The sequence below is a fragment of the Paenibacillus spongiae genome (genome assembly GCF_024734895.1).
Lineage (GTDB): Bacteria > Bacillota > Bacilli > Paenibacillales > Paenibacillaceae > Paenibacillus_Z > Paenibacillus_Z spongiae.
The window spans coordinates 5,451,426-5,466,950 of sequence record NZ_CP091430.1; the positions used below are offsets into that span (position 1 = coordinate 5,451,426).

The window sequence follows — 15,525 nt, forward strand, 5'->3', positions numbered from 1 at the left end:
ACCCCACTAACTCATAAAATCACTATATTCTTTACAATACGTTAAGAAACAGGTACAGCCATCCATTTTAAGAAGGACAATCATGGGAAAATGATGCTCAGCATCGTGTTCAATCTTGTATGGTAGGTATGTTCCCGTCTCGTTCTCATCATCCCGCTCAAGGCCACTTCTTGCCTCTCTTCCTCATGACTCAAATAATAATCAATCTTATCAATCAGTTCGTCGTGAGAAGCGTACGTGACGATTTCCTTATCAGGGGTGTATATATTGTTTATATCCTGACGAATATCGGACAGCTGCAGCGTGGCGCAGCCGGAGATTTCAAACGTTCGCGGATTGACGGAAAGAGCCTCTATTTTTCTGGTGTTTGCATTGATCGTATCATCATGAATGGAACGATGAAGATTGATTACAATTTTCGCTCCATTATAGTAGCTGGCCGTATCCATAGGAGTCATCCAATCGCCGAGTTTGATTTTATCGGACAGCTGGGAATAGCTTTTCAGCCGATCCCACCACCATCCAGCGATTACAACTCTTCTATCCATCAGAATCGGGGCTAGGCGATCGATCAACTCGACCCGGTTCCAAAAAGCCGTTCCAATAAAACAGATGTCGGATTGATAAGAAGTAGGCACATGCTTCGGATGAAATACTTTGGGATTGACTGCGAACGGAAGATAATAAACATGCTGACAGCCTAACTTACGGTAAAATGACAGACAGTTGAGTTCAAGCGTAAACACATAATCGTATCGGGGCGCGATCGAAATGGTCCAGTCCGTATAATAGGGATCGTCGGTAAACCAGACAGCTGTTTTAAATCCGCTTTGCCGCAGTTGTTTGACTTTGTCTGCAGGCAATACCACTCCGTTAAGAACGAGCACCAGGTCCGGCTGAACTTTTTTGGCGATTGCGACAACATCGTCCGAAGGGGTGGCGACCGATAAACCTGAGATCAGTCCCTCCAGTGCGTCAATCACAGCCTGGTCCAGCGCCGGATAAGGAACACCGATGCCCGCTGTGACATAGAGGATCTTTATATCTCGAATGGGCTCAGAAGCCACGGGCAGTCCGCGCAGGGCGGCATCACAGTATCCCAATCGGTATCCGTCATTTCGTCCCTGCCGAAAACCGGCATCACGCCCATTTTTGCTTGCTATTTCTTCGGTTAAGAATACTTCCTGCTCTTGCGAAGTTTGTTCGCTAGTTCGCATCTGTCAGGCCTCCGAATTCATTCGTCTCATAATAGGAATGGGCCAGCAAATCGGAAGCCGCTTTGCTGGCTGAATATGAGCTATTGGGAGCGATCGGGCTCTATTCGGTAAAATATTGTTCATTCCTCATTCAAAACCCGGCCGCAGGCTTGATAAAGAGAATGGAAGGTGCCCGCATCGGTCCACCAGCCGTCCAGAATGTCGTAGGCGAGCTGCCCCTTGGCTGAATAAACATTGTTCACATCGGTAATTTCCAGCTCGCCGCGCGTGGAGGGCTTAATCGCTCGAATCACATCGAACACACCGGAATCATACATGTAGATACCCGTTACGCAGTAATCGGATTTCGGTTGAGCCGGTTTCTCCTCAATCGATTCAATGCGATCGTCCTTCAATATCGGAACCCCGTATCTCGTCGGGTCGTGAACTTTCTTCAGAAGTACCCGGGCGCCTTCCGTCTGTCTATGAAAAGCCTGGACATAGGGCGTTAAGGAATCCTCGAATAAATTGTCGCCTAGAAGAACAACGAATCTTTCGCCTGTCTTCATGATAGGTTCGGCAAGCGATAAAGCTTGCGCGATTCCGCCGGCTTCTTCCTGAATTTTATAGGTGATGCGGACCCCCCATTCCTTACCGCTGCCTAGCAGCTCGGTAAATAATCCTGCAGAATGCTTGCCAATGACGATGAGAATTTCTTCAATGCCCGCATCCCGGAATTTCTCAATGCCGTGGCAGATCATAGGAACATTTCCGACAGGAAGCAGATGTTTGTTTATTATTTTGGTTAACGGATACAGACGGCTTCCTGTACCTCCAGCCAGTATGACACCCTTCATATAACCCTTCCTTTCCGTACCATATTCAGCTTAAAGAGGATGTTATCGGGCTATCTCGCCTAAATATAGTTGGCCGGGTCGACGCCCCATTTATCCATAAATTTTTGGCGGTTGGTCTCTATGAGCTGCTTCACCTTACTCTCATCCTGCCGGCCAAAACTGGCACTGCCATGATGAAAAATGAAAACATCCCCTGCGATTCTTAATTGATATCCCACATTCCGCGCCCGGTAACAGTAATCGTCGTCTTCAAAATGACCGGGAGAAAACCGTTCGTCCAGCATTCCGATATGCTCCATTAACTCACGTGTAAATAGAAAGCATAACCCGACGATGCGATCCACCCGGATCCACTTTTCGGCGTTCGGATCATTCAGCCTGCTGGACATCTCCTCCAGATTCGTATAGGGCATATCGATCTGCTGTCTGCCGCTTGCATAGTTTGTGAACGGTCCGACGATGCCGATATCCGGTCGGCTATGAAGACAATTCAGCATGTTGCTTAACCAGTTGCGGGAAACGATGACGTCGTTATTCAGTAATAGAAGGTTGTCGCCGGAAGCGATTTTCAGTCCCATATTGCAAGCAGCGGGAAAGCCGATATTGCTCGCAAGCGAAATGAAGGTAATCCCCTCCTGCCGGCAAATATCGGCTGTTCCGTCGGTTGAGCCATTATCAACGACTATAATTTCATAGGGTTGATCCGTATGCCGCTTAATCGAATATACACAATCCTTGAGCAATTCCCTTCCATTGCATGTCGGAATAATAATGCTCGTTTTTTTCATACCGCTCCCCTTCTAGTGCCGGGTTAATGGCCGCTGTCTGATCCGATCCGCGAACGATAACCGCGATCCTTTCAAGTCCAACGCCGTTTTCAAAGCTTCGATGTGATCTCCGATGATCAACTCGGACACGGCATTGTTCTGCCCGACATTTCGCGCCCGAAGCCGATTGGGTGTAATGACGTCCACGCTAGCCGGCGAGCTTATTTGCAATCCTTTGTCAATTGCGATGACTTGCGCTTTCGGAGGGACCGCTAAATTGGCGTACCCGATTAATTGTGCCGCTTGTTTCCTCATCGCATGGGGGACCGCAGTAAGTGAATTCGATTCGAGATCTGCCCTGGCCATCGACCGGTTGATGAATTCCTTGACCTTGGTTACATCATCTCTGCCGGAGAATAGTCCGATATAGGGGGAAATATTGTTTAAGGCAATATCCACACCCCGTTCAATGGCATCGATGAAAGGGACGAGATGCTCCGCAAATACCGGGAAATCTCCGTCAAGAAAAAGCAGGATTTCGGATTCGGACAGCTTAGCCCCTATCGCTCTGCCAACATCATGACCCAAAGCATGACGATAATGGACAATGATGGCCCGGGATTGGTTTCGGATCATCTCGAAGGTTTCATCGGTCGATCCGTTCACGATGAAAATAATTTCATGCAGCGGCAGCCGGTGAAGCTGCTCAATAACGCTTAGAATCGTATCCTTTTCATTCATGACCGTAACGATCGCCGCAACCTTCTTGGTCGTCGGAACCAGCAGGCGATTTCCGAAGTAACCTCCCGCATGCTTACGGTATCCTTCCGCAAACCTGGCTGCGGCTGCGTGATATAGGGGCCACGGCAATCGTTTAACGGATTGATACCATTGGTGCCAGCGTGCATTCACTTTATGATGCAGATTGTTTTCTACCGGATTTGACTTCTCTTCCGTTAATGGCGGATCTTCCGCCGTTGCGGCCAGATAACCCGCCGTATAAGCCCGCTCTCTCCAATAGTTGGCCGATCCTGGGGAAGTTAAGGGCCTCTTGAATTTCCGGGCTCCTAAATTGTTCCTATTTCTTCTTATTGGAATTGATTTTTGTCTGGTTGGTGTTGGTTTCCTTCTTAATGGGGGGCTGGCTGCGGTTCTCCTGCTTCGTGTCGGCCTTCTGTTTACCATTCCATCATCACCGCACGCTCTCTCTAATTCGATTGAGGTCCTGCCGGCTTCCCCGCATCCCGGTTTTCGAGACGTACCAGTCCAGCGCTTCCAAGTGGTCGCCAACAATCAGCTTTTCAAGCGGATCATTCCCTTTTGTCCGGCCTCTTCTCGGATTTCTTCTCCCTACATCCACATAATGGACGCCGCGAACTTTCAATCCTTGAAAGATGGCTATGGCCTGGGCTTTAGGAGGGACCGCCAAATTGTCCGGGCCGATGACCTCCCTCGCTTTGCGGTTGATCGCATGCGGAATGGTTGTCAGGGACGCGCCCTTCAGATCGGGATTCGAAACGAGAATATTCAAGGAATGCTTGGCAAGCACGACGCTATGGACGTGCTGCTTGGCGGTCGGTCCCAAATATTTGTTTAAAGCCACGTCAACGCCTCCCTCAACGGCTTTCGTTAAGGGAATGAAATCCCGGGTCGGTATGACAATATCGGCATCCGTAAACAGCAGGATTTCACCCTTTGCCTCCTTGGCGCCAATACTTCGACCTACATCATGACCCAGCGGATGAGCAAAGCGGATCACTTTGGCGCCGATTCGCTGAGCGATCTCAGCCGTACCGTCCGTGGAACCATTGGCAACTACGATAACCTCCGTCTCGGGATGTACCCGGTAGGCTTGACGAATTACGGCCGCAATGGTCTTCCTTTCATTCATAGCAGGGATGATGACGGACACCTTGGGAAATTCCGCGTTTCTGATCGTGAAGGAATTCCGGCGGGCCTTTACGATGTTTCCGGGGCTAGCAGCACTTCGTCTCGGCATGTACCTCACCTGCCTATTTCGTTATAAGAAGACTGTTACCCTCATTCTATGTATAGGTAGTTTAACCGTAACGGCATTCGTACCTGAAGGCGAAATTAACGCTGTTTGCAGGACTTACAAGGCTGTAATGCGTAGGCCGGTAAACATACCTCTTCGGAAATCTATGAATATACTAAATCATCACTATGAAAAGGAGTGGAGACCTATCCGAATTTTCAGAGCCGTCTTAAACGGCCGTAACGAGGTGCCTCCCGTAAGGACGATCGCGACAGGAAATGCCGCTTTCCGGCTTATTAACAACGGTACCCAGCTAAGCTTCCTTCTTATTGTCCGAAATATTAACCGCGTGACCGCAGGGCATATTCATCTTGGAAGAAGAGGGCAGAACGGTCCTATCGTCGCCTTCTTGTTCGGTCCGTCCAAATTCGGCATTTCCGTTAGACGGGGAGTCGTGCGAGGTGTCCTGACCAACCAAGATCTTATCGGTCCTCTTCAAGGAAGGACGATCCGCGACCTCGTCCGCGAGTTCGAAAGCGGCAACGCTTATGTCAATGTGCATACCATTCAAAATCCGAATGGGGAAATTCGCGGCCAAGTCGGCCGGTAGCTGTAAAAGTTTCACAAAGGCATTCCAATCGTGAGAGGGGCTGTCCCATAAGTCATCTTAGATGACGACGGGCAGCCCCTCTTCCTTAAAGATTGACGAAAAGATGCGTTAAACAGGCACTGCGCTGTCAATGTTCTTCCGTTCTGGAAACCATGATAAAAAAATCAGACTGTCGAGACTCGTTCGACAGTCTGGATCCCTATAATAGAAGGTAACTCTCTTAGAATATACTTTGATCTCCGCGACCAGATTCAGAAGCTTGGATAGAGTCGAGAGGCGCAGATTGTGCATTCTTTAATGATTGCGCAGATTGGTAATCCGCAGCTTGTGCCGTTCCATCATCACCGACATTGGCTGAATCGGGTTTATAGCCGGCCGCTGCAGAACTTCTATGCTTGGCTACGGCCACATCCGGATAATCGCCAGCGCCTACACCAATATCACCGATTGCCACTTCATCCTTGTTGTTGGTCACGACATTGATGTCCGGGCAGCAGCAATCATCGTGTTGCTCGGTATGTTTTTTCTTACGCATACCATGCTTTTTCATACGCATGCCAGGTCCCTCCTTTCATAATTTGATAGGATAGTTCTCTAGGTTATGAGTTGATCCCCGCGACCGGATTCAGATGCTTGAAGAGAGTTATCAGGAAAAGATTGCGCATCCTTTAATGCTTGTGCAGAATACGGATCCGCAGCTTGTGCCGTTCCATCATCGCCGACATTGGCGGAATCGGGTTTAAAGCCGGCGGCTGCAGAACTTCTATCGATGGCTACGGCCACATCTGGAAGAAATCCGGCGGCTACGCCAATTTTACCGATTGCCACTTCTTCTCTGTTATTCGTCACGACATTGACGCTCGGACAACATTGCTTCTTATGCATTTTCTTACTCATCTCACATACCTCCTTTCATAGAGATAATGTAATATATGAAACTCAAAATGATTTGGAAAGGCTCATTAATTGGTAGATTTGCACATTTATTAGCGAAAAATGCGCAAAGCATAGAAGGGGCTGCCCCTAAACAGCCCCAGATCGATTAGAATATGGCTTGATTTAGATCTCCGCGGCCGGATTCGGATGCTTGGTTAGATGCAGATGGCAAGGACTGAGCATTCTTCAAGGCCTGCGCAGAATTAGGATCCGCAGCTTGTGCCGTTCCGTCATCGCCGACATTGGCTGCATCGGGGTTATAGCCGGCTGCAGAAGAACTGTTTTCGTGAGCTACGGCAACATCCGGGAGCGCGCCGGCGGCCACGCCGGTTTTGCCTATCGCAACCTCTCTTTGTGTATCGTTGACGACATTGATTTCGGGTTTGCAGACCACGTTCACTTTCAAGACGATGTATTTCAGCTGCTTTCTTACTTCTTTTTCTATTTCTTCTTTTAGGTTATATTCGTGTTTTTTGTCTCCCTGCTTTTTGTCTTCACGTTTTTTATTTTCGTGTTTTCTATTTTCCCTTTTGCTCATGGAACTCTCCTCCCTTCGCGCTTGTACTATAATATATAAAACCGAATCTAGTTGTGATAAGCCATGTGACTTGGTAGATTCACACATTTTAATAGATATACCGCATTATCCGCCCGCATCATCAAGCATACCGGTTCCCAAGCGCACAATCCGGCCTTTGCCATTGAAGCTTCTGGTCACCCCTCGCGTGTCATACACCAGAGGTGCATGGTCAAGAATGAATGGGATCGGCAGCTGCGAATGATCGGTAGCGATAATAACGCAATCTGCATCCGACAATATCCTTTCGTTCAGTTCCTCACCCTTCAACGGATATCCGTTAACCGTAATCTCCGGAACATACGGATCATGATACGAGAGCACCGCCCCTTCTTGAGCAAACAAATTCATCAGTGTCAGCGCGCTTGATTCGCGTACGTCATCGATATTTCGTTTATAGGTCACGCCGATGACCAAGATCGATTTCCCTGCGAGGACGGTATCTCCGATACTATCTTTTATCCGATCTACAATATAGGCCGGCATTGAGCTATTGATATCATGGGCATATTCGATAAATTTGCTATTCGATCCGATGCGGTTTGCACTCCACTGCAAATAAAGCGGATCTACGGGAATGCAATGTCCTCCGATTCCCGGCCCGGGATAAAAGGCCGAAAAGCCGTATGGTTTTGTTTTCGCAGCTGTAATGACTTCCCAAACGTCAATCTTCAGTTTTTCGCATAGCATGGCAAATTCGTTTATTAATGAAATATTCACGAAACGATAGGTATTCTCCAGCAATTTCGTCAGTTCGGCGGCTTCCGGCGAAGAAACCGGGACCACATCCGCAAACACCGCAGCATACAGCTCTACGATTCTCTTCGTGCACGCTGCCGTTATCCCGCTGATGACTTTCGGAATCGTCTCCAAGGTGAAATTCATATTACCCGGATTGATTCGTTCAGGAGAGTAGGCTAAATAAAAATCCACCCCGACCTTCAGGCCGCTCATTTCAAGCAGAGGCTTCAATACTTCTCTTGTCGTCCCGGGATATGTCGAGCTCTCCAGCACGATGAGCTGCCCTTGCACAAGGTGTTTACTTAAGGCCGATCCAACCTGATGCAGATATGTTAAATCGGGCGTATGATCTTGGGTCAGCGGAGTCGGAACACATAAAATAACGGCTTCCGCTTCCGATAATTGGGCGTAATCCGTCGTAGCTGTCAATTTATTCTGCGTGATGGAGTTTCTTACGGTTTCATCAGAAACATCGGGCAGATAGCTTCTTTCACCGTTCAATGCATCGATTTTTTGCTTGTTTGCATCCACCCCGATTACTCTAAATCCCTTCTGAATGAATGTAAGTGCCAGTGGCAGTCCTACGTACCCTAGGCCAATGACGCCTATCTCACGACTCATAATCTATCTTCACCTCAACCTTTCCATTCTATTTAAGCCATCGTAATGATATCTTATGTTGCTCATTTTCATTTGGAGTGGATACCATCTACGATTTTCGGCTTAAAGTGAAAAATAGATTTCTGCACAGCGCTAAATGCTGTGCCTTTACGGTTGTTTCCACATAAATTGGCATAAACGGATCTATGAGATTAGCAACACTCCAATATAAATGAAAGGGTGAGTAAAATACGATCTTTTTCTTTCCTGGAATATTCCTCTATCCTTCGAAACCTCTTAGCCTCCCGCCGATACATGGATTTTCGGGATGTAAACGAAGCAACGACCAGCTATACGGTCTTGCGCCATGATGTTGAGTTTTCCATCGAAAGAGCATTGCAAATGGCTCTTCTCGAATGGATGCTAGGCGTACGCTCCAGCTACTTTTTTCAAATACGCAACGATGCTTACAATTTGTTCTCCGAGCGTAGCATACGGACCGTAAGGGAAATTCATAAGATGGGGCATCATATCGGGCTGCATGTTCATTTGGGCATGCTGGAAAGCTTGAATCAAATGGAGGACTATATTCTGCATGATGTCGAGTTAATGGAGAAAATGATAAAAATCCCGATTGACCGCTTCTCCTATCATCGGCCTACAAGAGAAGCATTGCAGCTTAAATTAAAAATCAAGGGATTGATTAATACCTACGATGATTTATTTTTCGAGTTTAGAGAGTCGGATTGGGCTGATTTGAAAATAAAATATATCGCAGATTCCAGACATCAATGGAAATACGGCTACCCGGACGAGGATACGATAATAAAACACCCTAAAATTCAACTGCTCACTCATCCGGATGAATGGACGATCAACGGTTACGATTCGGAATCCAATTTTCAAATCCTTCAGCACGAGAAAAAAGCAGCTTTCCGTACAACCATTAAATCAGAATGCGATCACTATTAAATAAAAGGGCTGCCCATCATCCTGCAAGACGATGGGCAGCCCCTTTTTCTTAATGATTTCGGCACTCACAAAAATTTTGTTATAAGCGGAATGAAGTCTTTGGTTTGGGAGACGAGTGTACATCTGGTCATATATTTTTCTGCACTTGTTTTTTGCGTATGCGTTCCCAGGTCCGCTCTTCTTATACAAACATAATTGTATCTGGAAACGGAATAAACCCGGTAACCGTCCCTTTTGCATCTTCTCAAGAAAACCGCATCACTGCCATTTGCGCGCTTTTCATTGAATTTGATGCGATCCCACACGGATCTTCTAAAAACCAATGTTCCTCCTTTGACATGTTTGCGATACTTATGCTCCGCCCCTTCCCTATATATCATGAGGGCCTTCTGTTCTTGAAAATAAACAAAGGAAGTATGTTTCCCTACAACGGATATCTTCGGATTGCTGCTTAGCAGGTCCATGGCCTCTTTCAAATAGTGGGTGGCATAATAATCATCATCGTCGAATTTAGCAAGAATATCGAATTTGGCTTTCTTGATTCCATAATTTAAACACTTGCCCAATTGAAATTGTTCCGAAACTTGATAGACGGATACGTTCTTATATTTCTTCGCTTCCGTTCTCCATGCCTCGATGTCCATATCATCCTTATTCAAAACAATGATCATTTCTTTCTTTCTATAATCTTGTCTTTCGTAATTTTGAAAGATGTTTTTCATATAAGAGTTTCTCATCGTACAGCAGATAATAGAAACCATCTCATTCTCTCCTTCTCTCAATATCCTGTTCATGACCTCTTAGTTAGAATATGAGTGATGTGTAGTCGAAGAAACGGCGAATGCAACAGCCACTATGTCCATGCCAGATCTAGAAACTCATCATACATTGGTAATAAAGCTTATATTACCTCATTAAGGGGGAGATTTAATGTGAAAGGGCTCATCCTTTGCGCCGGAAGAGGTTCTCGACTGTATCCGTTAACCCGCTCCTATCCCAAAACACTCATTCCTATCGCTAATATTCCGATTCTGCAAACTTGTATCGAGAAATTGATCGAACAAGAAATTGACGAGATCGGCATTGTCATCCACCCGTCGCAGGATGCCATCATTAAGGAACAGATCGGTAACGGTGAAAGATGGAGCCTGAAACTCACATATATTCTTCAGGACGAGCCGATGGGGATATCGGATGCGATAAAACAAGCCATCGGCTTTATAGGCGGAGATTCTTTTTTGCTTTTGCTAGGAGACAACTTAATTTCAGAATCTCTTTCCGAGTTGAATGCGCTCGTGTCATCCCAGCGATACCACGCCGCCTTGATGTTGGCAGAGGTTCACAATCCTCGAGACTACGGAATCGCGGAAGTGGCCGGTCAACGTATTGTTAGATTGGAGGAAAAGCCGCAATACCCCAGATCCAATTTGGCCGTCATCGGGGCATACGCGTTCAGTTCATCCATATTCAAGGCCGTCGCTGCCATCCCGCCTTCGTCGAGAGGCGAATATGAAATTACGGATGCCATTCAATGGCTAATCGATCAAGGCGATCCGGTAGCCTACCATATTACGGATAAACGGAATTTCGATGTCGGCACGATGGAGCGGCTGCTGGAAGCCAATCGCTATAAGCTTGGACAGATGGAAAGCGTCTTGCCGAACAAAACATCCGTATTGGAGAATTGCCGAATCATTCCTCCGGTCGCAATAGGCAATGGATGCGTATTAAGGAATTGTATTATCGGCCCTTATGCTTCGATCGGTGCAGGCACCAGTATTGAAGGATGCCGAGTGGAGAACAGCGTCATTTTTAGCCAGGTGCATCTGAAATATTTACCTTACCACGTCAAGGATACGGTTATCGGGTTTCGATCCGTCCTAACGGGCTCACAATCAGAAGGGATCGTGACAGGTCAATGAACATTGTCGTAATCGGAACGGGCTATGTAGGAACGACTACCGCTCTTGTATTGGCGGAAATGGGATGGAACGTTACGGGTCTTGATAGGGATGAGAACAAGGTGAATCTGCTCCGGCAAGGTTCGCTGCCTTTCTACGAGGAAGGACTGGAGGAGCTGTTGAAGAAGCATCTGCAATCAGGCAGAATCCGCTTCACGAATGATACGGAGCAGGCCGTCAAGGATACCGATGTCATCTTCATCTGCGTGGGAACCCCGTCCCATCCTGACGGCAATGCCGACCTGCGGTACGTGCAGCAGGTTTCTTCAGATATCGGCCGATACATGGACAATTATAAGTTGATCGTCAATAAAAGCACGGTCCCTGTCGGCACCCAGGAGAGAGTGACCGAGTGGATCCGAAACGCCCAGCTTGTTCCTCATTCATTCGATGTCGTATCCAATCCGGAGTTCCTGCGTGAAGGAAAAGCGCTGTCGGATGCGATGAATCCCGATCGGATCATTATCGGGGCCGATAACGAACACGCATCGAAGCTTCTCCAAGCACTGTATTATTCATTGGATTGTCCAGTCGTCATTACAACGCCAAGAACGGCGGAATTGGTCAAATATGCAGCGAATGCTTTTTTGGCGACCAAAATCTCCTACATGAATGAATTGGCCAAACTTTGCGACAGGTTGGATATCAATGTGAAAGAAGTGGCGGAAGGCATTGGGCTGGATTCCAGAATCGGGCCGGGTTTTCTACAGGCTGGAATCGGATACGGAGGCTCTTGTTTTCCAAAGGATGTATCCGCTTTGCTGCAAACGGCAAATAAACACGGATCAAACCTGACATTATTAGAACAAGTCATATCCGTTAACCGGGCACAGCATCTGCATCTGCTGGACAAAGTCCGTACGCGGTTAGGAAGCTTTGAAGGAAAGAAAGCGGCTGTATTGGGTCTGGCCTTCAAGCCGGATACGGATGACATTCGGGAAGCACCTGCCCTCCGTATTATTCGAGCTCTGCTTGACGAAGGAGCTCTCGTGAGCGTTCATGATCCGGTTGCAAAGCTTCCGTCGGATCTTAATCGCTCCGCCGTGCTGTGCGCTTCCCCGGAACAAGCGCTAATAGGCGCAGATGCCGTTATCCTGTGTACGGAATGGAGCAGCTATCCCTTATTGGATTGGAAGCGAGTCAAACAAAGCATGAACCAGCCTAACGTCTTCGACGGCAGAAATTTGCTGGACGCCAAGCTAATGACGGCGCTCGGCTATTACTATCAGGGAATCGGTTATTGTTAACTTGGAAGAGATTGGAGGGATTTCAAGATGGACAATAAAAAGATAAGTCAGCCTGTTTCTGCCATCAAACAGCAGCTTCAAACGGAGGATATGTTCAACGGCGCAGAGCATCCGCCAAAAAATGAGAAGCATCCGATTGAAGTTGCGTTTGCTATTTCTCTCAAGAGCAAACTGGTTTCCCGAGATTGGGAAAAGGTTCAGGACAACTTGGCTAAAACGCTCCGGTCCATATTGCGAAATACGGACCAGAATTTCCGTATCGTCATTGCCGGTCACGAAAAGCCAAAAATTGAGGAAATGAAGCATAAACGGGTTACCTGGTTATCCGTTGATTTCCCTCCCCCCAAAAATTCCAATGGATTCAGCGGCGACAAAATGCGAAAACGCAAGGCAATAGGAGTATATTTAAGAAAAATCAAGTTTTCGGGGTATTTCATGCCCCTTGATGCCGATGATTGGGTACATTATCGATTTGTGGAGTATATTCGCTCACAGCCCCGATCGGATGCGTTTGTTTTACGGAGAGGGCTCATGATTAATTTAGTGAATAAAGAGGTTTGGCTGCGAAGAGATCGCTTCTTCATCGGCTGCGGCAGCAGTGCCGTTATTTACATGTCCAACGAGGACTTCCCTCGTTCCTCCAGGAAAGAGGATGTACGGAATAAGTTTTTTCATATGGTGCTCAAAGCTCATACGAGAGTGATTCAACATCTGGAGGAACGTAACAAACAATATGTCATGATCGATTTCCCCTTCATAACCTGGGTTCTTGCACATGGCGATAACAACAGCATGATAAAAGGGAAAAAAGATAATGGAGTATCGGCTTCAAATTATGGCACGACCGGAGAAGAGCTTAAAAAATGGATTTATGATTATTATAAAGTCAAAGCAAAATAAGGATTGAATGAACGCTCTAAATGAGAAGAGAATGAAAAAGAAGAAAGCACTGGCGCTCTCGCCAGTGCTTCTTGGGCTTGCAAAGTTAAGGAAAGATAGCGTTTTATTCCTTCGCGATGAACAGAAGCGGCTGACGAATGGCCATATTCCGTCGAATTTCCGGATTGGACGGATCGGCTTTCAGACTCGACCAGAGCTCCATATACCGCATATCTTTCAGTGCGAGACCGGCAAATAACATAAACGACATACGTACTGGCCAGCCTTTCCAATGTTCAACATCCCGTTTTTTGGGCCATTTTGATTTATTGGCCAAATAAGGGTACATGTAATGAAGCGCGCGACGGATTCCGCGGCCATCCGGCAGTTCGTACCGCCATAAGTCGTCTTTCGGTATACTTAACACCTGACAAAGCGTAACCATATTATCCAGCGTAAAGATCGAGTATCCATAAGGCTTCGTTCTTGCGAGTTCCCGTGGAAAGCTGCCGTCCTTTGCCATATGTTCCGGCAGCAGTATGGTCCGGAAGCCTTCACGGCACTCTTGGAGTATGCGATTGTTGCCGGTGAACCGGGCAAACACCGCCGCCTGCACATACCAGCAAATTCTATGATTGTTCTTTTCTGCGCGTTCCTGAATACCGTATCTGTGCTTCACCATCCAGCGCAAATAACAGACGAACCACAGTCGCAGTGCTTTCATCTCTTTGCCGGACAGTACGTCCGCCAACCGGATCATCTCGATTGCCTGCGGCACATCGATTAAGTGCAGCGTATCTATAATTCCGATTCCACGCCCTGAGCATACCCCCGGAATGGCTTGGGCATACCGCAAATGCGGATTCATGCGGGTAGCAGGATCTATAAAAAAAACACGCAGCAGCCCCGCTGCTTTTTCGGCATAGACGCGATTGCCGGTTACGGCGTACCCGGCTGCCAAATTGGCGACATGCGTCCGCATACGGCGAAGCATCTCACGATGAGCTTTGAATGCCTTCGGATTCGATTTTCCGTCCCGCCGGACGTAAGGAAGTCCGTTTTGGGTTCGGGTATTCGGCCACCAATAGTCGCCGTTGGAATAATAATCGCCCGGACCTCCCTCGCTGGCTTTCGCCCTCACGGTCGTAATCGATATCGCATCGGCTTGAAGCGATTGTTCCGCTTGACGGATAATCGTATAGGGGTCAATGCGCCAATGGTATAACCGCTCCGGTAAGATCACGGCTTATCCCTCCTTACTGCCGGATTGCTGCTTTAAAGATTTGGCCGGGACGCCGGCAACGGTATCGAATGGCGGCACATCTCTAATAACGACCGCCCCTAATCCCGTAACCGAGCCTTTCCCGATCGTTAACCCTTGCTTATAAACGGATCCCGGCGCAATCCAACAGTCGTCTCCAATAATTAACTTGCCCCCGATATGGGCAAGATGCGTGATCATCGCATTTTCTCCAACGCATACATTGTGGGAGATATGGGTCAGGTTCCCGATCTTCGAATTTCTTCTAATGATCGTATCCGATAGCACGCCTCTGGCCACGCATGAATTGCTGCCGATTTCCACCCCATCCTCGATGATAACTCCTCCGATATGAGGCATTTTGAAGGCGATTCCTTGTGGATCCCGTTCATACCCGAACCCTTCCGTGCCAATAACAACTCCACTGTGAATGATACAATGGCATCCAATTGTTACATGATCATGAATAGTGACGCCGCTGTGAATAAGAGTATGACCGCCTATTTTCACGTTATTGCCGAGCACGGCATGATGACCGATATAAACATGCTTGCCGATCACGCAATTTTCTCCGATTATGGCTGTTTCCGCAATTCCGGCATACGTTCGCTTAGGATAATACGCCCGCAAAGCGAGAGCGAAAGCATTTCTCGGATGTTCAACAGCGATAAAGATCATGTTCGTGTTAGTGGGCAATTCAGCGTTAGCGGAGCAAATGATGACAGAAGCTCGGATGACGGACCAGTCCAAAGACTGCGACTTCATCCAGGACAACGTATTCGGCCTGGTATCGTAAATAGAAGAAAAACCCGTTATCTCCCTGTCCGTCTCAACGGCATCTCCCGCCACATCATAAGGAATTCCCATCTCCTGCAGAAAGCGGAGCAGATCGCTAAGCTTAAAGCTTATTGCCATTCGATTCATC

At 47.5% G+C, this 15,525-nt stretch carries 17 protein-coding genes; 5 read left to right on the plus strand and 12 right to left on the minus strand.

All coding sequences use genetic code 11. The annotated features are described in order from the left end of the window. Positions 1-80 precede the first annotated feature (80 nt). The 5 genes from L1F29_RS24745 to L1F29_RS24770 form a co-directional block, all read right to left on the minus strand. Positions 81-1,217, minus strand: coding sequence for a CgeB family protein (locus tag L1F29_RS24745; protein WP_258384703.1), 1,137 nt, complete (start codon positions 1,215-1,217; stop codon positions 81-83). 119 nt (positions 1,218-1,336) lie between these two features. Next, positions 1,337-2,053, minus strand: a complete 717-nt coding sequence (locus L1F29_RS24755) for a sugar phosphate nucleotidyltransferase (RefSeq protein WP_258384704.1) — start codon at positions 2,051-2,053, stop codon at positions 1,337-1,339. 59 nt (positions 2,054-2,112) lie between these two features. Further along, a complete protein-coding gene (locus tag L1F29_RS24760) occupies positions 2,113-2,841 on the minus strand; it encodes a glycosyltransferase family 2 protein (RefSeq protein ID WP_258384705.1) in 729 nt (242 codons plus the stop codon). Positions 2,842-2,853: 12 nt separating this feature from the next. Next, entirely contained in the window at positions 2,854-4,005 is a 1,152-nt protein-coding gene (locus tag L1F29_RS24765; protein WP_258384706.1) for a glycosyltransferase family 2 protein, read from the minus strand. A 7-nt stretch (positions 4,006-4,012) separates the two neighbouring features. Then, the gene (locus L1F29_RS24770; protein ID WP_258384707.1) at positions 4,013-4,819 is read right to left on the minus strand and encodes a glycosyltransferase family 2 protein; all 807 of its coding nucleotides are present in this window, start codon (positions 4,817-4,819) and stop codon (positions 4,013-4,015) included. Between the two features lie 211 nt (positions 4,820-5,030). Here L1F29_RS24770 and L1F29_RS24775 point away from each other — a divergent pair, with 211 nt between their 5' ends. Continuing rightward, positions 5,031-5,426 carry a CHRD domain-containing protein gene (locus tag L1F29_RS24775; RefSeq protein ID WP_258389797.1) on the plus strand — a complete coding sequence of 132 codons (396 nt, stop codon included), beginning with the start codon at positions 5,031-5,033 and terminating at the stop codon, positions 5,424-5,426. A gap of 220 nt (positions 5,427-5,646) precedes the next feature. Here L1F29_RS24775 and L1F29_RS24780 read toward each other — a convergent pair whose 3' ends face one another. From L1F29_RS24780 to L1F29_RS24795, 4 genes are all read right to left on the minus strand, one after another. Further along, positions 5,647-5,982, minus strand: coding sequence for a hypothetical protein (locus L1F29_RS24780; protein ID WP_258384708.1), 336 nt, complete (start codon positions 5,980-5,982; stop codon positions 5,647-5,649). Between the two features lie 38 nt (positions 5,983-6,020). Then, on the minus strand, positions 6,021-6,323 hold the full coding sequence (locus L1F29_RS24785) for a hypothetical protein (RefSeq protein WP_258384709.1): 303 nt from the start codon (positions 6,321-6,323) through the stop codon (positions 6,021-6,023). 145 nt (positions 6,324-6,468) lie between these two features. Beyond that, a complete protein-coding gene (locus L1F29_RS24790; protein WP_258384710.1) occupies positions 6,469-6,900 on the minus strand; it encodes a hypothetical protein in 432 nt (143 codons plus the stop codon). Between the two features lie 105 nt (positions 6,901-7,005). Next, positions 7,006-8,301 carry a nucleotide sugar dehydrogenase gene (locus L1F29_RS24795; RefSeq protein ID WP_258384711.1) on the minus strand — a complete coding sequence of 432 codons (1,296 nt, stop codon included), beginning with the start codon at positions 8,299-8,301 and terminating at the stop codon, positions 7,006-7,008. Between the two features lie 381 nt (positions 8,302-8,682). On the opposite strand from L1F29_RS24795, the gene L1F29_RS24800 reads away from it, so the two are divergent. Further along, the gene (locus L1F29_RS24800; RefSeq protein WP_258384712.1) at positions 8,683-9,252 is read left to right on the plus strand and encodes a hypothetical protein; all 570 of its coding nucleotides are present in this window, start codon (positions 8,683-8,685) and stop codon (positions 9,250-9,252) included. Positions 9,253-9,317: 65 nt separating this feature from the next. On the opposite strand, the gene L1F29_RS24805 is transcribed toward L1F29_RS24800, so the two are convergent. After that, positions 9,318-10,013: a glycosyltransferase family 2 protein gene (locus tag L1F29_RS24805; protein ID WP_258384713.1), complete on the minus strand. Its 696-nt coding sequence runs from the start codon at positions 10,011-10,013 to the stop codon at positions 9,318-9,320. A 171-nt stretch (positions 10,014-10,184) separates the two neighbouring features. Here L1F29_RS24805 and L1F29_RS24810 point away from each other — a divergent pair, with 171 nt between their 5' ends. From L1F29_RS24810 to L1F29_RS24820, 3 genes are read left to right on the plus strand one after another with little or no spacing between them, the layout of a single operon-like run. After that, entirely contained in the window at positions 10,185-11,174 is a 990-nt protein-coding gene (locus tag L1F29_RS24810; RefSeq protein ID WP_258384714.1) for a sugar phosphate nucleotidyltransferase, read from the plus strand. After that, entirely contained in the window at positions 11,171-12,460 is a 1,290-nt protein-coding gene (locus L1F29_RS24815; protein ID WP_258384715.1) for a UDP-glucose dehydrogenase family protein, read from the plus strand. Before L1F29_RS24810 ends, L1F29_RS24815 begins: the two co-directional genes overlap by 4 nt. Positions 12,461-12,487: 27 nt before the next feature. Then, positions 12,488-13,360, plus strand: coding sequence for a glycosyltransferase family A protein (locus L1F29_RS24820; RefSeq protein WP_258384716.1), 873 nt, complete (start codon positions 12,488-12,490; stop codon positions 13,358-13,360). Between the two features lie 103 nt (positions 13,361-13,463). On the opposite strand, the gene L1F29_RS24825 is transcribed toward L1F29_RS24820, so the two are convergent. Both L1F29_RS24825 and L1F29_RS24830 read right to left on the minus strand, forming a co-directional pair. Then, complete coding sequence (locus tag L1F29_RS24825) at positions 13,464-14,582, minus strand: alginate lyase family protein (RefSeq protein WP_258384717.1); 1,119 nt, start codon at positions 14,580-14,582, stop codon at positions 13,464-13,466. Positions 14,583-14,585: 3 nt separating this feature from the next. After that, positions 14,586-15,515: a DapH/DapD/GlmU-related protein gene (locus L1F29_RS24830; protein ID WP_258384718.1), complete on the minus strand. Its 930-nt coding sequence runs from the start codon at positions 15,513-15,515 to the stop codon at positions 14,586-14,588. Positions 15,516-15,525: the final 10 nt, after the last annotated feature.